At 38.4% G+C, this 21,483-nt stretch carries 17 protein-coding genes; 2 read left to right on the forward strand and 15 right to left on the reverse strand.

Annotated elements, in window-relative coordinates; all coding sequences use genetic code 11:
- Nucleotides 1–81: 81 nt before the first annotated feature.
- The 15 genes from EHO65_RS00525 to rsmH all read right to left on the reverse strand — a co-directional run bounded on the left by EHO65_RS00525 (nucleotide 82) and on the right by rsmH (nucleotide 17,151).
- Entirely contained in the window at nucleotides 82–987 is a 906-nt protein-coding gene (locus tag EHO65_RS00525; protein ID WP_135772304.1) for a hypothetical protein, read from the reverse strand.
- Nucleotides 984–1,580, reverse strand: coding sequence for a hypothetical protein (locus tag EHO65_RS00530; protein WP_135772305.1), 597 nt, complete (start codon nucleotides 1,578–1,580; stop codon nucleotides 984–986). The genes EHO65_RS00525 and EHO65_RS00530 overlap by 4 nt, the downstream gene beginning before the upstream one ends.
- Before the next feature lie 95 nt (nucleotides 1,581–1,675).
- Nucleotides 1,676–2,656 carry a glycosyltransferase family protein gene (locus tag EHO65_RS00535; RefSeq protein WP_135772306.1) on the reverse strand — a complete coding sequence of 327 codons (981 nt, stop codon included), beginning with the start codon at nucleotides 2,654–2,656 and terminating at the stop codon, nucleotides 1,676–1,678.
- Entirely contained in the window at nucleotides 2,656–3,771 is a 1,116-nt protein-coding gene (locus tag EHO65_RS00540) for a polysaccharide pyruvyl transferase family protein (protein ID WP_135772307.1), read from the reverse strand. Before EHO65_RS00540 ends, EHO65_RS00535 begins: the two co-directional genes overlap by 1 nt.
- 98 nt (nucleotides 3,772–3,869) lie before the next feature.
- Nucleotides 3,870–5,288: a lipopolysaccharide biosynthesis protein gene (locus EHO65_RS00545; protein ID WP_135772308.1), complete on the reverse strand. Its 1,419-nt coding sequence runs from the start codon at nucleotides 5,286–5,288 to the stop codon at nucleotides 3,870–3,872.
- 111 nt (nucleotides 5,289–5,399) lie between these two features.
- On the reverse strand, nucleotides 5,400–6,506 hold the full coding sequence (locus tag EHO65_RS00550) for a glycosyltransferase (protein WP_135772309.1): 1,107 nt from the start codon (nucleotides 6,504–6,506) through the stop codon (nucleotides 5,400–5,402).
- A gap of 6 nt (nucleotides 6,507–6,512) precedes the next feature.
- Nucleotides 6,513–7,502: a glycosyltransferase family 2 protein gene (locus EHO65_RS00555; protein WP_135772310.1), complete on the reverse strand. Its 990-nt coding sequence runs from the start codon at nucleotides 7,500–7,502 to the stop codon at nucleotides 6,513–6,515.
- 149 nt (nucleotides 7,503–7,651) lie between these two features.
- A complete protein-coding gene (locus EHO65_RS00560; RefSeq protein ID WP_425269311.1) occupies nucleotides 7,652–9,253 on the reverse strand; it encodes an LA_3751/LA_3752 family putative glycosyltransferase in 1,602 nt (533 codons plus the stop codon).
- 194 nt (nucleotides 9,254–9,447) lie between these two features.
- Nucleotides 9,448–10,857, reverse strand: a complete 1,410-nt coding sequence (murC, locus tag EHO65_RS00565; protein ID WP_135772312.1) for a UDP-N-acetylmuramate--L-alanine ligase — start codon at nucleotides 10,855–10,857, stop codon at nucleotides 9,448–9,450.
- On the reverse strand, nucleotides 10,857–11,933 hold the full coding sequence (locus EHO65_RS00570; protein WP_135772313.1) for a UDP-N-acetylglucosamine--N-acetylmuramyl-(pentapeptide) pyrophosphoryl-undecaprenol N-acetylglucosamine transferase: 1,077 nt from the start codon (nucleotides 11,931–11,933) through the stop codon (nucleotides 10,857–10,859). The genes murC and EHO65_RS00570 overlap by 1 nt, the downstream gene beginning before the upstream one ends.
- A complete protein-coding gene (locus EHO65_RS00575; protein WP_135772314.1) occupies nucleotides 11,930–13,081 on the reverse strand; it encodes an FtsW/RodA/SpoVE family cell cycle protein in 1,152 nt (383 codons plus the stop codon). Before EHO65_RS00575 ends, EHO65_RS00570 begins: the two co-directional genes overlap by 4 nt.
- The gene (gene mraY / locus EHO65_RS00580; protein WP_135772315.1) at nucleotides 13,078–14,190 is read right to left on the reverse strand and encodes a phospho-N-acetylmuramoyl-pentapeptide-transferase; all 1,113 of its coding nucleotides are present in this window, start codon (nucleotides 14,188–14,190) and stop codon (nucleotides 13,078–13,080) included. The genes EHO65_RS00575 and mraY overlap by 4 nt, the downstream gene beginning before the upstream one ends.
- A 177-nt stretch (nucleotides 14,191–14,367) precedes the next feature.
- Complete coding sequence (locus tag EHO65_RS00585; RefSeq protein ID WP_135772316.1) at nucleotides 14,368–15,858, reverse strand: UDP-N-acetylmuramoyl-L-alanyl-D-glutamate--2,6-diaminopimelate ligase; 1,491 nt, start codon at nucleotides 15,856–15,858, stop codon at nucleotides 14,368–14,370.
- A complete protein-coding gene (locus EHO65_RS00590) occupies nucleotides 15,836–16,195 on the reverse strand; it encodes an FtsB/FtsL family cell division protein (RefSeq protein ID WP_135772317.1) in 360 nt (119 codons plus the stop codon). The genes EHO65_RS00585 and EHO65_RS00590 overlap by 23 nt, the downstream gene beginning before the upstream one ends.
- Nucleotides 16,192–17,151, reverse strand: a complete 960-nt coding sequence (gene rsmH, locus EHO65_RS00595; protein WP_135772318.1) for a 16S rRNA (cytosine(1402)-N(4))-methyltransferase RsmH — start codon at nucleotides 17,149–17,151, stop codon at nucleotides 16,192–16,194. Before rsmH ends, EHO65_RS00590 begins: the two co-directional genes overlap by 4 nt.
- 308 nt (nucleotides 17,152–17,459) lie before the next feature.
- Here rsmH and EHO65_RS00600 point away from each other — a divergent pair, with 308 nt between their 5' ends.
- Both EHO65_RS00600 and EHO65_RS00605 read left to right on the forward strand, forming a co-directional pair.
- On the forward strand, nucleotides 17,460–19,454 hold the full coding sequence (locus tag EHO65_RS00600; protein ID WP_135772319.1) for a methyl-accepting chemotaxis protein: 1,995 nt from the start codon (nucleotides 17,460–17,462) through the stop codon (nucleotides 19,452–19,454).
- A gap of 23 nt (nucleotides 19,455–19,477) precedes the next feature.
- Nucleotides 19,478–21,469: a methyl-accepting chemotaxis protein gene (locus tag EHO65_RS00605; protein ID WP_135772320.1), complete on the forward strand. Its 1,992-nt coding sequence runs from the start codon at nucleotides 19,478–19,480 to the stop codon at nucleotides 21,467–21,469.
- The last annotated feature ends 14 nt before the right edge of the window (nucleotides 21,470–21,483 follow it).

Genomic DNA, 21,483 nt, shown 5'->3' on the forward strand with positions numbered 1-21,483 from the left:
ATCTCCGCATTCATTATCGAATCGGAAATCCTTGTAAACAAAGATAATAACTGTAAATTTCTACTGTAGATAACTTATTATTCAAAAGTTAATTAGCTTAATATTTCGGATTTTTGATAAAAAATACCCAAGCACTGAAGTATAATTGAAAAACAATAGAAGTATCGCCACATTCTCTACGAAAACAATATTCATCAATAGATAAATACTAATATGAAAACCTATAAGTAGCATAAGCATAATTCGTTTTGGCCAGACCCTCAAAAATGGTAGAGCTAATGCTAAAATCTCTAGCACAGTTGAAAAAGCTAGAGAAAAATATAATGTCCAATTCAACCAACTTTGACTTAGATAATATTGTGCCAAACCTAATTCAGGAAATCTTCCTGGACGCATAATTCCATTAACGATAATCCATCTTTTCATCACATCTGGATGAAAAACTTCCGGAAACCCGATCGCTAATCTAGCAATCGCTATATATACATATTCCAAAATTGGAATAGATAGAATCATTAGCATAGAAGCTTGATATACTTTTTGGTCTCTATTTTTATCGATATTGCCTTTATAACGACTTAAGGCATCTAGGCAAGGTGTCAGAGCAATGGAAAACATAATATAAACAAAAACAAGCTCTCTATGGTCAACATGACCACCAAATCCTTTTTCGATTCCAAGAAAAATTGCAAAACCGATACAAGAACCATATAAAGAAATTTTATCTGTTCCTAAAATTGCTCGGATTAAAAAAAACAATAATATAACCTTAAACCCAAGCAGAAATCCAGGATTATTGATACCTATCCAATAATCCGGGGGGATTAGTCTAAATATTCCCTGAGGATAAAAAAGAGCAGGCTCTAAATATGATAAGGACAAGGTTCTATCAAAAAAAACATACAGGAATACTATTGAGAAAACAAGGATTCGGGCAAAACCCAATGTATTCGCGTTTGCATCATTGTGGAGTAACATTCTGTTCATTCAAAGTCCGCCGTATAAATTTCAGATTTTGAAAGATTGTTTTCGCCTTCCAATATGGTTTTGTAAAAGATTAAACCGTTAATTTTTTTCTGATATTTTTTATCGTAATAAGTTCTTACGGACTTCGCCCATAAGTTTGCCTCTTTGATACTCTGGGATCTTACGATTTCATTCTTTGATTCCAGGCCTCTTCTTAATACATCCATTCTTGTGGATAATGAAGGGAAACCAATAGCAGTAAAAGTATTTGCGGGGTTGAAACTTTCTACCTTGCCATCAGGCAAACGAACAAACCAAGAATAACTTTCCGCTATTTCTCCAGATCGTCCGTGTTGAAACATTGCAAATCTCACCAAAGGATAAAAACTGACTTTTTGCGGAAAAGAGTATTGTAATCGATCTAATATTTGAGCGGAACCCCAAAGCAAGATAAATGCTAAATACAAAATATAAGAAGATTTACCTATATACTTAAAGTGCTCCAACATCTTAAGTTTTATAAAAAATAACCATAAAATAAATATTATACAAGATGCCTCAAAAAGGCCTCTGAATATAAAAAAGAACAATTCCTGATTCGATATTTTATCCATTGGTGAGTATTCTTAAAACTCTATAATACTTCTTACAAACATTTTTAAAGTTTAAAAATTTGATTTTTATTAACTTTTTCTTCCTCAAACAACGGTTATAGCCAGCCTAGTCGGGAGTATATTTCTTTGTATTTTTCAAACGTAATATCCCAATACTTAAGAACCCTATCGCGAAGCAGGGTCGGTTTAGCCTGAAGTGCGGAATCCTTGCGTAAAAGGATCTTCAATATTTCCTCGATCGAAGTTCCTTCTGGAAATATCTGATCGCCCGGCAATGAGTATTCAGGAATGGACCCAACTGACCAGCCGGTGACAGGAGTCCCTAAATAATGTGAAAGGACTAATGGAGCATTTGTTTCTCCAACTGAGCTAGTACGAAAACAGGTTACATAGTCCGATTTTTGGATTTCTTGATTTAATACTTCATCACTGCAATATCCAAGTTGAATCAACTTTAGTTCTTTATATTTTCGAATTAAATCTTGTGTTGTCTGGTCTTTTATCTCTCCTGCAATCACTAGGGTGATTTGAGGAAACTTCGACGCGGCAATTATTAACTCTGGCAATGCTTTAGCCTTTTTAGCGACGCCAGGCTGGCATATGCGAAGAGTTATTCTATTCCCATCCTCGCCAATTTCTGAATTCGGCTTTATATTAAGGGGGATATTATTTTCGACCTTTATCGGATCGTGATATAGTGGAAGCGGCCCCATTGGCACAACTTCAATAGATTTAGCGTAACCTTTCTTTCGCGCCAACGCCTTAGCATATTCCGAATGAACAACGAGCTGATGATTCCGTAATAAAAATAACTGTAATCTTCCAATAAAAAAACGTAATATTGGATTTCTAGGCACTACATCATGCATAGTGGCTATTGCCCTAGTCTTATGTTCCAAAGCAGACATCAAAACTTCTCGTCCGCTATTCCCTATATGAAAGTGCGCAAATGAATGCGAACTGGAAGGCTTTTGTAAAAACTTTACGTTTATACCTCTAGAATTAAAGATCAGTTCAAAGGTTTGGCAGTATCTAGTAATACCTAAAGAATTTTTTGGAGAAATTAATTCAATCATTACGATTTTCCAAGATGTTTTAGAAGAAAATCCGTTCCTTCCTCTCGCCAGCTTTTAAGAATATTGTTAACTTTATCCCATTCAATTTTAGTTTGTCGGAGTTGGTTTATTTTTGCTGTATCAAACTCGAATAAAAATCTATCTTGTAGCTGCACCTTTTCCAAGAGACTATATAATCGATCATTCATTCCTTCTAATTTTCCTGCATTAGGTATTACAAAAAATTCTTTATTCAAAAGCAGGCTAAAGACGGTACAATGAAATGAATTAGTTATTACGCAATCTGATCGGTCTATTGATGACAGCCATTGTGGAATAGTTAAAAAATGAGGACTACTATAATCCCCATTCGCGGAAACATGACGATATCGACCAATCGACTTCACAAATTTAAAAATCTTTTTTCTATCTAATAACAAACTGTCGGACAAAGTATAAAGAAATACAGAGAAGTTATCCGAAGAATTCTCTTTTTCTTCCCTATAGAAACTGCGCCACTCATCAGGAGATAATAATATTGTTGGATCGGGCACTACCGAAAAATCGTTACGTCCTAGCGATATCCCTATATCCATTCCAGATTTTTCTCGTACGCCGATAGCATTAAATTCTGGTATATATCTTTTGAACACATTTGAAGTCTCTATATCCAACTTAGAAGTTCCGAAACTTGCAGCATAAGCAATTCTCTTCGTTCCTTTAGGAGCAAAACCAAGCAAATAAGGTATAAAAGACACTGAAAAAATAGGACTCCAAACCTGATCTGATCCAACGATATACGCATCGGCGTTCGGTGGAGCTTCGTTCAACGCTTCGATCGAATTATATACTCCCTCGCTAAAGTTAAGATATTTACTTCTAAATTCATTAAATCTCCGCGGATCAAAAGATTCCTCAATGAATCTACGATAACCTTGCAAAGGATGCTTTAGAGCTCTTATTATAATATGGATCAAAGCACCAAGCTTTCTAGCTCCAAGCGGTGAAATCCGCTTAAACCTAATAATAAAAGGTGTGTGTCCCAATTTTTTTAGCACCTTTTGCATAGCATAAGCCTGCAAAAGTTGGCCGTAATTATGCTTAGATTCCCAAAAGGTCATAATACCGATACGCATTTCTCTAAACTCCTGATCCAATTAAGTAACTTAAAGCAAATCTCATCATACTATTAATAAAAGCTGACATTGGCGTTAAAACAATCTCCAAATGTTGATCAATTTTGTCTCATTCTTTTAAACTGATCTAATCCAAATCGAATGCCACTATGGATCATCTTTTTATTCAAATATGTGAAATATACAGCAGATCCAATTGCATTTACTACCAAGACCCAAATCTCATTTGAAACAGAGCAAATTCCAAATAAAATGATAAACGCTAAATTGACTAATAAACTTTTGATCGGGAAGGTTATTTCAAAAAAAGATCTAGAATGGAAATAGCGAGCAACGAATAAAACTATATTTCCCGCCAGTAACGAGATCGCGCAACCTAACAAGCCTAAATATGGGATTAAGATCAAATTTAGAGTTATATTTACTAGAGCAGCGATTACCGTCGTATAGAATGCATCTGTCGTTTTTTTCGCAGCTAGATATCCTCCTCCGTAAAAACTCCCCAATGCCTGAAAACAAACTGCAAAATAAAAGAGAGGTAAATATTGCCCCACCTCAAAATAACTTTGGTTTACGATAAACGGTAATAAAGGTTTTGAAAATCCGATCGCGAGGGCTGTTAAGCCTAATAACAATTTTAGATATTTCTCAATTACATTGTCAAAATACGCCCTACTGCCCTCTGTTCCATATAAACGAATTACTTTCTCCTGCCATGCCTGATTGAAGATCAGATGCAAGATCAGCAAAATATTCGGGAACTTCATTGCAATTGCAAACAAACCATTTGCAGCAATCCCGAGATAATATAATATCATATACCTATTTGATTCGGAAATCGCCCACCAACTCACTTGATTTGGGATCAACGGTATCGTATAACGCAGCATAGATCTCAATAGAGACAGGTCGAATGTAGCAAAGCTGAAATAAGAGATGAATTGAGTTTTATATATGAGATATAATAATGTTAAGAAGGATGAGAGTAAATTAGCAAAAATAATACCCTTTAATCCGAGATCGGAAACCGAAATTACGATTAAAGCTCCTATAGTAAACACTCCGGAATAGATGACTCCCGACAAAGCATAAACAAAATTTAAAGATCTAGATCTGGCAAATTGTAAAACAATAGTGTAGAAGACTTGGCATATTAAAAATAAATAAATAAGCGAGCTAAATGGAATTTCAATTATAAGAGCTATGATCCAGTAAGCTACGGAAAAAATGAGAACATTCAAGGATACCGCTATCGTTGCGCCGGAAATTACTTTTGAAACTTCACGAGAGGCATGGTCCTCATTCAAACACCATCTAAGAATTCCATCGTAAAGTTGTAAGGAGATCAATGGGACCAGCAAGGTAGAACTGGTCAGAATAAGATCAAAAACTCCTATTTCTTCCTTTTTCAAAAAGAAAGTAAAAACAAAGAATATTACAAAAGTTAACCCTTTTGAAAAAATATTCGCAACTCCATATATTAGAGTTAGCTTACTTAAGCTTAAATTGTTTCCCATAATGACAGTATAAGGTAGTCAGGTTTAATTCGAACTTCTGCAAAATGAAATCAATACCGATTTATAACTCGAGTATCAAAAGGATTTGATTTTTTCTCTTCGGCGGCTATCCTATTTTCTCCATTCAAATCCCAAAATTTTCTTTGCCACATGTTCCCACGTAAGTTCCTTTTTGAAATCGCGGATCGCACTTTTCATCCCAGCAAGTTCTTTTCTGGATATTACCTTAAGTTTTTCTGCAATTCCCTCTGCAGAATTAGGTTCAACTAAATATCCAGTCTCTCCATCCGTTATAATATCGATAAGTCCGCCTACGCGAGTAGCAATAATCGGACAATCATATCGGTAAGCGACCGCGCCAACAGCAGTTCCAGATGCTGAACGATAAGGAAGAACGGCAGCATCCGATCTATAAAAATACTCGGCAAGTTCTTCTTCTTTCGTATAGGAAAGATGAAGTTCCACATTTTTAAGATCTAAACTTTTAACTAGATCATAAATAATTTCTTTATTCTCCCAAGTCTCCCCTGCAACCGTCAAGTAGACTTCCTGATCATTTAATTTGGCAAGGGCATGGAATAAAATATCTAAACCTTTATACGGTCGAATAAAACCGAAAAATAAGAGTTCTAACCTTCCTCTTTTCTTTAATAAACCTTTAGGCTCAGGGAATTCATCATACGCAGGAATATGAATTTTTAATACAGGTTTTTTAGGATATTGAGACTTTAAAAAATCCTTATGTTCTCCGGAATGAACTATATAACCATCCGCGCTAGATAATAAGAACTCAACGACCTTTTTTTTTAATCCTTTAGATCCATGATCAGATAGGTTATGACAAAGAAATATAACTGGGATCTTTTTTCTGCGAAGCAGAAAAGCGATAAAGGCAAATCCCGGAGCCCAAAATAAAGTCCACCAAGTAAGAATAACTAAATCCGCATTACTTTTAATGATACTATTGGCAACTTTAATCAGACTGAAAGGATTCAAAGCGTCGAGTAGATAATTTACTTCAGGATCTCTGCCGATTGCAAAAGGATCAACGTCACTTTCTCCCGGATAAAGAAACTTAGGATATTGCCTTTTGAATGAAATAGTTTGTAGATTACAAATCTTTGAAAGAGAACCTTTTAGGAAAGTTGTATATTGAGCTATCCCACCTCGATAGGGAGCAATAGGCCCCAATAGAGAAACATTCTTAACATTCGACATAACCGATTACTGGCGAGACTTTCGCACTTTAGAAGGGCTTAGAGTGCCAGTAAAGTAATTCCCAGAAAAAAATCTCTTCTTTTCGTAATACAAAATCTCTTCGCTCAATTTCCGATTCATTCCTATCAGAAAAGCCAGAATCCCCGAAACCAAAAATAATCCTGAAATGATTACTAAAACTACGGCAAACAATAAAGATTGTACATGCCCTTTTCCAATCCCTAAAAAGAAAAAGATCAGAAAGCGGATCGCAATCGCTAATGCAGGAATAAAAGTAGCAATAGCCAAAACTCCAAAAAAGTGAAACGGCCTATAAATAATTAATAACCTTACTAAAGAAGTTCCGGACTTCCACATATGTTGAAAAATGTTTTTAAATAGTCTGGACTTTCTAGTCGGAGGATTTGTAGGGATCGGAATAGAAGAAACAGCCAAATCCATTTTAACCGCTTGCACAATCGTATCTAAAACATAGGAAAACTTAGTAGTAACATTTAGTCTTAAGAGACTTTCTCTTGAGTACGCTCTAAATCCGGAAACAGTGTCCGGAATATCAGTACCGATCAAATTTCGTACGACTAAATTTCCGAACCATTGAAGTATCTTTTTTAAAGGAGAAAAATATTCCACCTTCCAAGGCACTCTGTTCCCAATAGCAATGTCCGCTGAACCGGTCATGACTGGAGTGATTAAATCCGGAATATATGAAGAAGGGTATTGGTTGTCTGCGTCAGTATTTACGAAAATGTCCGCACCACTTTCCAGGGCAGCTTCTACTCCGGACTTGAAAGCTCTACCCAATCCTAAGTTCTTTTTGTGGGAAATAATTTTACAACCGTGGGCTGCTGCAATCTCAGAGGTGCGATCAGTAGAACCGTCGTCTACGATTTGAATTTCTATAGTTTTGATACCGGAAATCTTTTTCGGGATTTCGGCCAAAACCGTAGAAAGAGTTTTTTCCTCATTATAGCAAGGGATATTAATTACTAACTTCATTCGATAAATTTAGTGTCTACCAGACTAATTCATAATCGAATATAGTCCAATGATTTTTACGGAGATTATCATTCAAAAAGCCCGCATTAAGCCGTATATCCTAAATTTTTGACAGGCCCAAATTTAGGATTTCCGCTCATAATTCATCGTTATTGCTCGGTGGCAAAAATATAAATTGTATAAAATCGAGTTTCCTTACTTTCAAGCAATTTGCTTTTTCTCGAAAAAGCATCGAGTAATTGTTCAGATTCTTTATTGGTAATATCCGGGTATTGAATTACATGCGGAGTTATATATTTCAGAATTTTGAAAAGTATATCTTCCTCCCCATCCATTTCCTGCGTGATATCTTTTGTTTTATATTTAGAAACAACAAATCCGATCTTTTTATTTGTTTTCTCTTTTAACAATCTATCGGAAATTATTTCTCCATCTCGGAAAGTTTTGATGTAAAAACAAGGGATCGAAAGTGAAAGACGGCCGAAATGTCCGCTAATAATCTCACTCCCGGTGACAATATAATCGGTATTATATTTTTCGAACTCTCCAGACATCACCTTAATTTGTTTGTACGAAGCTCGGATCATCGACAACCCTTTCAGGGTAGCTGCAACGGAAAAAGAAACGAATATTGCTAAAACTGCTATATTTATTTTAGAGAATCCTTTTTCTGATTTTATCCGATACCAATCATCCAGAAGGAACAATCCTGGAAAAATACATAAAGACAAATAACGCGGCCCCCAGCTCACAAAGGCTTCCGTGCTAACAGAAAAACTCAATAAAGGAATATAAATAACTAATAAAAGAATAATAATCTTTTCGCGTAGGCTCAGAGCAGTTTTAGAAAAAGTCCGATCAAAAATAACCCATAATAAAATCGGCATATACCCAAAAAATCCCAGCTTCCAATACCCGAAAAAAGCTAGGACAAAAAGTTGTTTTAACTTAATGGATATATCCCAAGCTACACTACTGTTAACTTCAAAACGAGGACCTAAAAAGCTATCGTACACATACTTATTAAAAATTATAAAAACAAGTATTGGAAGAATGATACCTAATGCAAAAGTTCCGTTACCTTTCCAAAAATCTATATTGAATAATCTTTTATATTCCGCTATTAAAATAGCAAAACCAAGAACCGGAATAAAGATGAAAGGTTCTAACCGGAACCAAACTGTGGCTCCCAAAAAAAAGCCACCAATAAGACGTTCCGAAAACTCCCATTCTAAATTGGCGCTTTTAAAATATAATGACAAGCCAATTCCTGCAAACAGCAAAAATAAGGTATTCTCACTATATTCCAAAGAATAAAGAAATAACGGAGTACAAAGTAATGCGAAGAAGATCGTAAATCGTACAGGCTGATAGATAATTTTAAATATGGCTACAGATATAAGATATATTAATATACAAAATGGCACTAATGCTGCGGACCCGAACAAATACAAAATTGGGGCAGTAACTGCCGCAAAACCAATGGAATACTGTCCCCAATATCCACCATCAGGTCTTAAGATTAAAAATTTCCTGTTAGGATGAGCTAGATAATCTGGATCCCATTTTTTCCCAAGGTAAAATACTTCTTGGTCCGAATAGGAAGTCTCTAAAAGTCCTTTCGCTTGAAATAATTTAAGCGCCGAATCCGAATTAAAACCATCATTAGTCGGAACGGAAAATAATGCATAAAGAACTAAAGCAACGGGGACAATCCAATAAGCATTTTCTAATAGAAATTTACGAAACATTAAACTCCTCAAATATCATTTAACTTATATAAGTTAATAACGCGTGCAAATGATAGAAATTCTCAAAAAACTCATCTCCTATGTGAGGTATTTTAAAAAATCAGAAACAAATCGAATCCTGTTCGGTATCGAATTTATCTAAAAAGTAAAATTAGACCTCAATCAAAATAGGTTATACTGAGAATTTTTACAAGTTATTTCTTTCCTTCGCCTTTCATAAAGGCAAGCCCCCAGTCCCTCACATTCCCTGCCCCAAGAGTAATCAGCCTATCTCCGACTTTCAAAATGTTTCCGATAAACTTAATATCTGATTGAAGATCGCCGGAAAGTAATAGAGGCTTTGTCTTCATAGAATTTGCGATCAACTCAGATGTTATTCCCGGAATTGGATCCTCTCCGGCGGAATAAATCGGCAAAAGAAAAACAATATCTCCGGCATCTAAACTATTTGCAAATTCTCTAAACAAGTTCCTAGTGCGAGTAAAACGATGAGGTTGAAAAAGGATAATCGCCCTTCCCTCGCTACCCGATAACTCTTTTACCGAAGAAAGAACCGCCTGAACTTCCGTTGGATGATGGCCGTAGTCATCGTAAATATCTACACCATTCTTATTTCCGATATATTCTAACCTACGTTTAACTCCTGCGTATCCGGAAACCGATTTGGAAGCTTTTTCAGGATCCGCTCCTAACGAACAGGCAGCAAGCACTCCGGCAAGAGAATTTGTGAGATAATGTTTTCCTGGAAATCTGGAACTAATCTCAAATTCTTTTCCGTTCAAAAAGAATATTAACTTCTTATTTTCTATTTTATAATGTACTAAATTCTTAAAACCTTCAGACTTACCGTTTCTTTCAGAAGAAGAAGTAAATCCGAAAATTTTAGATTTATCTTGGATTAGCTTGAGACAATCCGATATTCCAGGATCATCCAAGTCCAAGATCACAGTTTGGGATCCGGAAGAAATAAACTTAGAAAATGCTTCTAATAATTTCTCTCGAGTATGATAAAAATCCAAATGATCTTCATCTATATTAGTAAGAATACGTATCTGAGCCTTATGATTTAAGAATGTTCCATCGGATTCGTCCGATTCAAAAACTCCTATCTTACCGGATGAAAATCTCCCGCCCACTCCGTTTAAAAAGGAAACATCACCTCCCACCATCACAGAAGGGGAATATCCAAGATCATTAAGTATATGGGCAGTCATCGCAGTAGTTGTAGTTTTTCCGTGAGAACCGCCTACTGCAATGCACGTAAGATGTTCAAAACAGTTATGCAGAACTTCCGACCTATGAAAGAATCGAATTCCTTTTTGTTTTAAAAAAATAGCGATAGGATGGGAATCTAAACGAATGGCAGAAGAATAGATCGCAGAGTCGTATGTAATATTCTCTTCGAGATCGGAAAGTTTGGAGAATATTTTTACTCCCTTCTTTTCTAAGTTTTCAGTGACTTGACTTTTTTTACCGTCATAGCCTGAGACTTCGAAGCCGGCATCCGCCAATATATGTGCCAGACTGGACATACCCGAACCGCCGATCCCAAGAAAAAAAGGTTTGGAAAAACCCAATCTTTGTTGGATAGAACCGCTTTCCATTATTTGGTATTTTCGAAAAAGAAACTGGCAGTTTCAGTAGATGCTTCTACATGAGAACATTCTAATGATCTAATAGACATTTCATTTAAGAGTTCGGGCTTCTCCGCATACTCATTCAAGATACGAAATAATTTGCTCTCGTCCTCGTCTCTTTGTTCAAGTAAAGCTGCGGCACCATTCGCTTCCATATACTTTGCGTTTGCAGTTTGGTGATCATCTTTTGCGAATGGATATGGGATCAAGAGCATAGGAAGTGCATAAGCAGCACATTCGGAAAGAACTCCAGAACCGGAACGAGCAATCACCAAATTGGCCCATTCATAATGTTCCGCCATATTATCCGAATAAGAGATCAGATCCGCATCTTTTGTTTTTTTAGAAACCTCATCGTAGAGGGCAGTTCCAGTAAGCATCCTAAAACGGAATCTTTCCTGGATCACCTCGTGTTTCATCAGGTTGACTACCATATTATTGATCTGCCTTGCACCCTGAGATCCGCCCATTACTAAAACATTAAATTGTTTTTTCTTTTTAGGATCCCATTTTTCGCTGAACTTCAAAGCGAGTTTAGGTACGGTTTTAGATCTTAAAGGATTTCCTAATATTTCCCAACTACAGGACACTTTTGTATCTTTAGGCGGAAAACTGAAAGCAACCTTATCCGCAAATCTAAAGAATATACGATTCACTTTTCCAGGAATGCAGTTTTGCTCGCATAGATACAATTTTTTCCCGAAGATTACTGCGTATAGAAGAGCAGGAACACTAGAATATCCACCCATTCCTACAACTGCATCCACACCCAATTGTCTGAACTTGATCCATGACTTTAGAAGTTGGAATATATATCTAAAAGGTAATAAAAGAATATTCCCGGAGAGAGAAGGAGTATTATGCCATACAACTTCGCAAGGAGCTTGTTTAAGATCCGGATTATCCTTATTTCGGATAAGAGAATGTAAAAAAACGTTAGAGATACCTAAGGAATCTTTTCGACTTACAAGACTTTCTGCAAGTGCGACCCCCGGGGAAATATGCCCCCCGGTCCCACCGGCTGCGATTAAAACCGATCTCATACGCCTATGTTTTCTTTTCTGGTTATATTGACAAGAATTCCGAAGGCTGCCAAAACCACGAGAAGTGAAGATCCTCCGTAACTCATAAATGGCAAGCTAATCCCTGTAATTGGGAAAAGACCGGTAACCACATAACTATTGATAACGAACTGAGTACCTAAAATAAAAAGTAAACCGGCTCCCAAATAAAAACCGAAAGGGTCCTCCACTCTTTTGAGAAGAACATATACTCTGGAAAGAAGTATCATCACCAAAGCAAAGAAGAATAAGAATCCGATAAACCCGAAGTCCTCTACATAGGTTGCAAGAACGAAGTCGGTATGACTATACGTTAGATATCTATGCGCATAACCACTGGCCAATTTATTACCAAACCAGCCTCCATCCAAAAACGCTCTGAAAGAGGTAACCAACTGGTGGCCTTCATCATAACGAAACCGATATGGATCTAACCAAACTTCCATTCTTTTTCTTCTATAACCTACTTGGCTGATTAGAAGATAAGCTAAAGGAAGAGATACCAAACCTACGAGAAGAAGATTGCGGACCGGAAATCCGAATAAGAATACAAACGCGATCACCACGAATAAAATTTCCATCGTGGTTCCGAAAGCCGGTTCTGCCAAGATGAGTATTAGAACTGCGAGCAATAAAACTGCAGGAAGAATGAACTTTTTAGGATCTCGATTCTCTTTCAATTTCAATTTTACTATAAGGGAAGATAGATAAACTACCACAGCTAATTTAGCGATCTCGGAAGGTTGCAGCTGATATGGTCCAATCCCTATCCATCTATGGAAGTTTCTTCCATAATAAGTTCCTACGGATTTTCCGACCCCTGGAATAAACACTAAGATCAAAAGTAAAACGCTGATTATAATTCCGGCTAACGCGAATCTTTCTAATCGTTTATAAGGGAAATTTGCAAAGAAGAAAAATACAATAAGGCCGATGACCGCCCAGGCCAATTGTTTTTTGAGAAAATATTCCGAGTCCTGGAATTCTCTCCATGCAGTCACGGAAGAACTGGAATACATTACACATATTCCAAATAGTAAAAGAAAGAATACGGCTCCTACTAGGACCAGATCGAAGGGGGAACCGGGAGATTCCCAAAAATCTTTGAACTTTCTCCCGAGAGCCTTCATTGAATTTTTAAACTAGATAAGGAGATGATCGCAAGAATGATTGCCGCTATCCAGAAACGGATGACCACTTTAGTTTCAGGAACTCCTCCCAATTCAAAATGGTGATGCAAAGGAGCCATTTTAAAAATTCTCTTTTGCGTCAGTTTAAAAGAACCAACTTGAAGGATCACTGATAAAGATTCTGCAACAAAGATCCCGCCAAGAATGATAAGTAGGATCTCCTTTTTCAACATTACACAAGTAAGTCCTATGGTAGCACCTAAAAACAAAGAACCGGTGTCTCCCATGAATACCTGCGCCGGATGACTATTAAACCAAAGAAATCCGATGAGTGCTCCGGTTAAAGCAGCAAGGAATACACTATATTCATGAGCATGAGGAAGATAAGGAATATTCAGATAATTTGCTGCAACAGGTGTTCCGGAAACATATGCGATCAATCCGAGAGTCCCAACTACAATCCCCGCAGTTCCACCAGCAAGACCATCCAAGCCGTCAGTTAGGTTTACTCCATGAGAAGATCCTAATATTACTAAAATCGAAAATGGGATCGCAAAATATCCCCAGGAAAGGACCGGCCCTTTCACGAAAGGTAAGAAAAGATCAGTCAAATGGAATAAAATTTTACCGGTGGTACCCTTAGGTGCTTCTCCGGTAGTATACAAGAAGACTACACAAAAGATCACTGCCAGAACTACGGAAACCGCAAATTTAGTACGGGCCCTCATTCCACCTTTGATCTTCTTTACGGATTTCATATAATCGTCCATGAATCCCAGGGTCGCAAAAGAAATGGAACAAACGAGCAATAGAAGAATATTAGAATTTCTTAAATTTCCCCAAAGAAGAACGGATACAACCAGGGCAGATACGATCATGAGACCGCCCATTGTTGGAGTTCCCGACTTAGCACTATGAGATTTTGGTCCGTCATCCCTTACACTTTCTCTGAATTTTAATCCGTGTAAGAAATCGATCACTCTCCCTCCGAACCAGAAAGTCAGGAACATAGAAGTTAATCCGGCCATTAAGGCCCGAACGGTTACATAGCTGAAAAGTCTTAGGGAATCTAAATCTTGGAAAAATCTTTCGTATAAAAAGTAAAACATATCGTTTCTAGGAAGTCAGATTCGCCCGCGCCAAGTACGAGTAAACGTAAAAAAGAAAATCTTCTTCTCTGACTTAATTATCGACGTAAGCCAGGATCTAAGACATTTTTTTTGGATTTAGATCCGTCACAAAGCCGGACTATAGCCCGGCTTTGCCGGGCTTCAGGAGCAACGCGACTATAGCCCGAATGCCTTTCGGATCTCTTCTCCGTCATCAAAATGCCTTTTATCTCGACCTATGATCTGATAGTCCTCATGTCCTTTTCCGGCCACAAGGAGACATCCACCCTCTTTTAAGTAAGAGATCCCATAAAGAATGGCCTTTGCCCTATCTACTTCTCTAAGTAATGGAGAATATCCCCCAGGAAAACCGGCTTGGATATCGTCTAGGATACTTTCGGCATTTTCTGTTCTTGGGTTATCGGAAGTGAGTATAACCTGATCAGCAAGTTCCCCCGCGATCTTTGCCATCTTGGGACGTTTGGTTTTATCTCTATCTCCTCCGCATCCGAAAAGTGCGACTAGTTCTTTGGGTTTGGATTCTCGGATACTTCTTAAAATATTCTCTAAAGCATCCGGAGTATGAGCATAATCTACAACAGCCATACGAGACTTGTCTTTACTATAATATATCTGAAATCTTCCAGGGATCTGAGGAATACTTCCCAAGGCAGATAGAAGTGATTTTTTCTCCCAACCTAGACCGAGCGCGGTAACAAATGCAAGCGCAGTATTCCTAACATTAAATCCACCTAGAAGATTGGTGCTAATTTCAGTATCTCCACCCCATTCATTCGGAAGTCTAATTTGGTAAGAAGTTTTTTCCAGTGAGAATGCTTCCGAATGTATCTCGAAATCTTCTGAACTTCTTCCAAGAGAGAAAATTTTAAGATCGGGAGAAGAAGCCTCCACTACAGATTTAAAATCTTTTCCTCCAGGAGCATCCGAATCTATTACACCGAAAGTTTCCGGATGTAGAGCCAAGGATGAAAATAAAAGAGCCTTACTGTTTCGATAATCTTCCATGTTTGGATGAAAATCCAAATGATCTTGAGTAAGATTGGAGAACACCCCTACTTTGAAATGGACCCCATTTGTTCTCCCCAGTTTTAATCCATGAGAACTCGCTTCCATAAAAACATATTCCACTCCTGAATCATACATTTCTTTCAGAATGGATTGAAGGCTGCTTGGATCAGGAGTGGTGTATCCTGTATCTGATAATATCCCCTTAAATTTAACTCCTGTGGTCCCAATGATCCCGCAGGATTTTCCCTGAGATTCCCCAAGATAAGCTAAAATATGAGTTAAGGAAGTTTTACCGTTTGTTCCGGTAACTCCAATTACTTTTAGATTGGAAGAAGGATCTCCTAAAATGACAGAAGCGATCGGCCCAGCTAAACTTTCCGGATCTTGATCGGTCTTAAGAACGACCTTGTTATCTAATTTCGGAATTTTTAATTTAGATCCTATTAATATATATCTGGAAGAAGAAGCCTTGGCATATTCTACACCTTTATCTCCCGAAGAATCAGGAAGGCAGAATAGATCATTCGGTTCTAATTTTCTAGAATCCGTGCGGACAAAGTCGAAGTTCTCGTCCGGAGTATAAGATCCTGATATTATTTTAATATCTGGAAAAAGATTAAGGAGCTCTGAAAGTTTCAAGTTCCGCCTCGTTTCTTTCTGGAGGAAGAGTCACCGTAATGATCCGATCTCCGACCGTGATCGGTAAATAATGATATGTTTTACGATACAACGCTTCTATCCTACGGGCAGAAGTATAAGTTGCCATTCCAATTTTTAAATCATCATTCTTCTTTAAAAGTTTTTCTTTTTCTTGGGAAGCGATTGAAAGTTCTCGGTTTAGTCTGGAAACCTGAACATTCTGCCAAACGAATAAAAGTGCGATACTAAATGGAGCTATAATCCAACCGAATATTCTAAACAAAAAACCAAGATCGGGCCAAAGACGAAGGGATAAAAATTCTGAAACTCTGCTCATTCTTCTTCGTCCTCCTCTTCTTCTTCAGTATCGGTAGGAAGTGATTTATGTATGACACGTAATTTTGCGGAACGAGAAGCCGGATTTTCTTTTGTCTCTGCATCCGATGGGAGCACAGGCTTTTTAGTAAGAAGTTTAGCTTCTCCTCCCCTTGCATAATCTCTGAATAAGTTTTTAATGATCCTATCTTCCAAAGAATGGAAAGAGATCACTTGCAAGAGTCCACCTTTTGCAACCAGATCCAAAAGTTTTTTGACTCCGATCTCTATATGAAGAAGTTCCTGATTCACTTCTATCCTTAAAGCTTGGAAAACTCTTGTAGCTGGATGTCTTCCTGGAGGCCAAAATTTTCGAGGTATTACTCTGGAAACCAATTGTGCAAGATCTCCGGAGTAACCGATCCTAGAATGTCTTCTTCTTTCTAAGATAGCCTCTACAATTTTCTTGGTCCAACGCTCTTCCCCATACTCGTAAAAAATTTTACTTAAAGCTTTTTCCGGATAAGTATTAATTACATCTTCCGCAGAGATACCGCCGGAGGAAGAAAGTCTCATATCTAAAGGTTCATTCTCCCTAAAACTAAAACCTCTTCCTGCATGTAATAGATGAAATGTAGAAATTCCCAAATCCAAAAGAATGCCGTCCGGAGGATTGGAAACACCGAAGCCGTTTAAAAACTCCGAGTCAAGATCGGAAAAATTTGCTTCAATAGGAATAACTCTGGAAGAGTAAGCGGAAAGTCTTGTTTGAGCCCTGGACAACATGACCGAGTCCCGATCTACCAGAACCAATTTGGAATTTGGAAATTGTTCCAAGAGTAGAAGACTATGTCCTCCTTCTCCCGCTGTTCCGTCCAAAAAAAGGAGTTCTCGGTCTTTATCGAATACGGAAAGGAAGAAGGAAATTATCTCCCGATAGAGCACCGAATAATGGACAGGTTCCAAGTCGTTTTCCAAGTTCTACCCGCTTATCCAAAAGGCAACCAAGAACCGTGTCGATTTTCATTCTTTCTGGGGTATGTTGGAACTCCAACGATCTGGGCAAACCCAAACATATGTAATCCGAAATGAGTATGCATACAAACTCCCTAACGCGAAAGCACTAAAGTCTTGACTGAGCCTCTTTCCTAGATACAATGCCTGACGTTCTACCTTCTCCATAGATAAAAAATCCGCTCTGGTGACAAAGGTCTGAAAGGAATTGTCCGATTAGGCCGACGAATTATTGTAACTCTTAGCCTCCTCAGGAAGGCCTTATTATAGGTATGCAAAAAAGCAGTTTAAAGTTTATTCTTCTAGGCGCGGGCATCGTTATTCTTACTGTACTAACGTTATTGATCTCTGGTAACGCCTATTATTTCGGCCAAAAAAAGATCACAGAAAACCATTTAAACCAAATGCAGAATGTGGTGTCTGTGGTTGCTCAAGAGTTCGATGCATTCTTGCTCTCTCATACTAACGTGGCTAAGACGTTAGCTGCTGATCCAAGAGCAATACAAACCGCACTCACAGGAAAACCGATTGCCGGAGACTTCTTCAAAGAAGTACACCAAAGATACGGGATTTACGAAAACGTTTTCGTGATGAGCTTAGATGGACAAAAACGGATTTTAGCAGATAGTTTAGATGGAAAGTCCTTGGGCTATAGAGCGCAGGGAGACGAGTTAAAAGAAAACATTATCGCAGTACAAGAAGGAAAACATTATTTAGGCCCTCCTCAAAAATCCCCTATCACTGGACTTCCTGTTGCAGTGATCTCCGTTCCGATCCGTAACGGTGCAAATATCGTCGGGGTATTGAACATTGCTCTTTCATTCGAAGATGTTTCCGAAAAAGTAATCAATAAGATCCGTATCGGAGAACAAGGTTACGTTTCCGTAATGAGCCAAGCCGGCTTAGTGATCGCTCACCCTAAAAAAGAAATGATCATGAACCTGGACGTGGCCAAAGAAGCTTACGGCAAAAAGATGTTAGAATTGAAAAGTGGAGAAATTTTTGAATTCAATTTCAAAGGAGCAGATCGTTATTCCACAGTTTCCAGACTGGACCAATGGAGAATGTCAGTAATCGCAATCCAACCTAAAACTGAGATCCGAGAAGCGTTAGGGGAATTATTGCTCTCTATCGGACTTATCAGTTTGGTCACAGTAGGGATTTCCATTTTCCTACTTTATGTTCTTTTAAAGAAGAGATTGGATCCGTTGGTGAATGCTAGTAAACTTTTCCAGACCATGGCCCAAGGAGATCTGACTTCTGACATTCAAGTTGTATACAACGACGAGATAGGCGCTATGAGTGCGGATCTGAATTCTTTTATCACAAGTCTTAGATCTTCTCTCACGGATATCCAAAGGATTGCTATAGAACTTGCGTCTTCCGCAGAAGAATTAACAGTTTCTTCCCAAAGTTTTGCTACGGGCGCTCAATCTACTGCTGCCTCTTCCGAACAAATGTCAGCTACTGTAGAAGAGATGTCGGCAGGTATGGAGAATATTTCCTCGGTCACAGACAGACAATATTCGAATATATTAGAATTTCATACTAAAATAAAGGAACTATCTTCCGGAGTCAGAAAGATCGGCTCTGAGATCAAAAACACTCTACAGATCGCTGAATCCATTTCCCAAGAAGCAAAAAGAGGAGAAAGTTCACTCACCGGAATGAGCAATATGATAGAAAATATCCTGAAGTCATCCGGAGAAATGAAATCCATCATCGGAATCATCAATGATATTTCCGACCAAACTCAACTTCTCGCGCTAAACGCAGCGATAGAAGCGGCAAGAGCGGGAGAAGCTGGAAAAGGATTCGCAGTTGTTGCAGAAGAGATTTCCAAACTTTCTGTCAAAACAGCTTCTTCTATCAAATCTATCGGTGAGATGATCAATAAGAACAATTCCGAACTGGACGAAGGAGCCAAAGGAATTCGCTCTTCCGTAGAGATCCTGCATAGTATCATCAAAAACGTGGACTCAGTTGGAGAGGCAATGAACCATCTATTCGAGATCACTTCTGCACAAGAATCAGTGAATCGATCCGTGGATGAACAATCGGATCGTGTAGGAACGGAAGCAGAAGGCGTAAAACTCGCAACTGATGAACAAAAAAGAGCAGTAAGAGAGATCGCTCAGGTAATCACTCAAATCAACGAACATACTTTAAATACCGCGTCCGGCTCAGAACAGATGTCCTCATCTGCCCAAAATCTTGCAACCACCGCGGAAGTGCTGAAAAATATAACCGAAAAGTTCAAAATATAATTCGACCCGGTTCGACTCACAAGATGCAAAGAAACAGTTTAAAGATCATTATCCTAGCCGTAAGCACAATTACGATCGTTCTACTTACAGTAGGGATTTCCTCATTCGCATACTTTACCGCAAAAAAATATGTCGAAGAAGCTTATATAGACGAGATGAAAAAGATCTCGAAGCTCGCTGGAAAACATATCAAGTTTTTCTTCGATCAGCAAACCACTTTAGCGGAATTCGTAAATTCCAACGTTCCATTCATCAAAGCTACAATTGCCAGAGACAAGGCCAGCTTAAACCCGACACTTGCAAATGTATTCAAAAAATATAATACATATGAGAATGTTTTTCTATCCACTCCGGAAGAGAATCCGATGGTATTCGCAGATGCAACAGGCAAAGCGAATAATTTCCGTTGGGGAGGAACAGGATTTGATGCGAATATCAAAGCTGCTCTTGAAGGGAAAAATCTTTTAAGCAAGGTAAACCCTTCTCCAGTAACCGGAGAAGCTGTAGCCGTTCTGACTGTTCCGACCAAGGACGGGAACCAAGTAGTAGGTATTTTAGGTTTTGCGATCTCTCTCAGCAAAATGACTGAGACCATAGTAAACGGAATTACGATAGGATCGGACGGATATATTGCGATCACCGATATGAACGGAGTAGTTGTAGGACATCCCGACAAATCACTCATCCTAAAATTGGATCTAAGCAAAACTGATTGGGGCAAAAAATTACTCACACTTCCTTCCGAAGAACATATGGAGTATTTTTTCAAAAAGGAAAAAATCGCCACTGTTTATGATGTTCCGGAATATGGATTAAGAGTTTCCGCGGTGGTATCCAAGGACGAACTTGCAGAAGTGGTCCATCAAATGTTATTCAGGATCATCGCATTTGCACTCGTTTTCCTGATCGTTTCTATATTTATTATTTATAAAATAGTGAATGTTCGCCTTCACCCTTTACAGGAAGCAAGAGAATTGTTCCGCTCTATGTCCTCGGGAGATCTTACAGCAAGTCTAAAAATCTATCATGAAGACGAAATAGGAGATCTAAGCAAGGATACCAACTCGTTCTTAGAAAGTTTAAGAACTTCCGTAAGAGATATTCAAAAGATCTCTCAGGAGCTTGCGGCTTCCGCAGAAGAATTATCTGCAAGTTCTGAGAACTTTTCCAACGGAGCTCAATCCACTGCAGCATCTACGGAAGAAATGTCGGCAACGGTGGAAGAGATGTCCGCCGGGATGGACAATATTTCCGGCTCCATCTACAACCAGTATGCGAATATTTCGCAGTTCCAGATCAAGATCACAGAACTTTCTCAAAGTGTGAATCAGATCGGAAACGAAGTCCAGGCTACCTTGAATATGGCAAAATCCATTTCTCTCCAGGCGAAAAAAGGAGAAGAATCTCTTTCCGGAATGAATGCGATGATCTCAAATATCCTGAAATCATCCGGAGAAATGACCGCGATCATAGGGATCATCAATGATATCTCGGAGCAAACTCAACTTCTCGCATTGAACGCAGCAATTGAAGCGGCAAGAGCCGGAGAAGCCGGAAAAGGATTCGCAGTAGTTGCAGAAGAGATCTCCAAACTTTCGGAAAAGACAGCCTCTTCTATCAAATCTATCTCTGCGATGATTACCAAAAACACCGGAGAATTGGATAGCGGTGCTAAAGGAATACAAGCTTCTACTGAGATCATTCATGCGATCATCCGAAATGTGGATCAGGTTTCTGATGCTATGGATAGATTATACTCTATCACAGGTTCTCAAACGGATATAAACCAAGCCGTAACGGATAACGCAGGGAAAGTAAGAACCGAATCGGAAGCGGTAAAATTAGCTGCAGACGAACAGAAAAAAGCGGTTTCGGAAATTTCTCAGGTGATCATGCAGATCAACGAGCATACGATCAATACAGCGTCCGGAGCGGAACAAATGTCCTCTTCGTCCAGGAACTTGTCGAATACGGCGGAGATACTCAAAAATATCTCCGAAAAATTCAAAGTTTAATCGTTTAGAATATT

Origin of the sequence: Leptospira andrefontaineae (assembly GCF_004770105.1) — a bacterium.
In the GTDB taxonomy this organism is placed as follows: Bacteria; Spirochaetota; Leptospiria; order Leptospirales; family Leptospiraceae; genus Leptospira_B; species Leptospira_B andrefontaineae.

Bases quoted from the DNA above. Each gene is read 5' to 3' on its own strand.
- EHO65_RS00525 (WP_135772304.1), bottom strand. From the start codon at position 987: ATGAACAGAATGTTACTCCACAATGATGCAAACGCGAATACATTGGGT.
- EHO65_RS00530 (WP_135772305.1), bottom strand. From the start codon at position 1,580: ATGGATAAAATATCGAATCAGGAATTGTTCTTTTTTATATTCAGAGGC.
- EHO65_RS00535 (WP_135772306.1), bottom strand. From the start codon at position 2,656: ATGATTGAATTAATTTCTCCAAAAAATTCTTTAGGTATTACTAGATAC.
- EHO65_RS00540 (WP_135772307.1), bottom strand. From the start codon at position 3,771: ATGCGTATCGGTATTATGACCTTTTGGGAATCTAAGCATAATTACGGC.
- EHO65_RS00545 (WP_135772308.1), bottom strand. From the start codon at position 5,288: ATGGGAAACAATTTAAGCTTAAGTAAGCTAACTCTAATATATGGAGTT.
- EHO65_RS00550 (WP_135772309.1), bottom strand. From the start codon at position 6,506: ATGTCGAATGTTAAGAATGTTTCTCTATTGGGGCCTATTGCTCCCTAT.
- EHO65_RS00555 (WP_135772310.1), bottom strand. From the start codon at position 7,502: ATGAAGTTAGTAATTAATATCCCTTGCTATAATGAGGAAAAAACTCTT.
- EHO65_RS00560 (WP_425269311.1), bottom strand. From the start codon at position 9,253: ATGTTTCGTAAATTTCTATTAGAAAATGCTTATTGGATTGTCCCCGTT.
- murC (WP_135772312.1), bottom strand. From the start codon at position 10,857: ATGGAAAGCGGTTCTATCCAACAAAGATTGGGTTTTTCCAAACCTTTT.
- EHO65_RS00570 (WP_135772313.1), bottom strand. From the start codon at position 11,933: ATGAGATCGGTTTTAATCGCAGCCGGTGGGACCGGGGGGCATATTTCC.
- EHO65_RS00575 (WP_135772314.1), bottom strand. From the start codon at position 13,081: ATGAAGGCTCTCGGGAGAAAGTTCAAAGATTTTTGGGAATCTCCCGGT.
- mraY (WP_135772315.1), bottom strand. From the start codon at position 14,190: ATGTTTTACTTTTTATACGAAAGATTTTTCCAAGATTTAGATTCCCTA.
- EHO65_RS00590 (WP_135772317.1), bottom strand. From the start codon at position 16,195: ATGAGCAGAGTTTCAGAATTTTTATCCCTTCGTCTTTGGCCCGATCTT.
- EHO65_RS00600 (WP_135772319.1), top strand. From the start codon at position 17,460: ATGCAAAAAAGCAGTTTAAAGTTTATTCTTCTAGGCGCGGGCATCGTT.
- EHO65_RS00605 (WP_135772320.1), top strand. From the start codon at position 19,478: ATGCAAAGAAACAGTTTAAAGATCATTATCCTAGCCGTAAGCACAATT.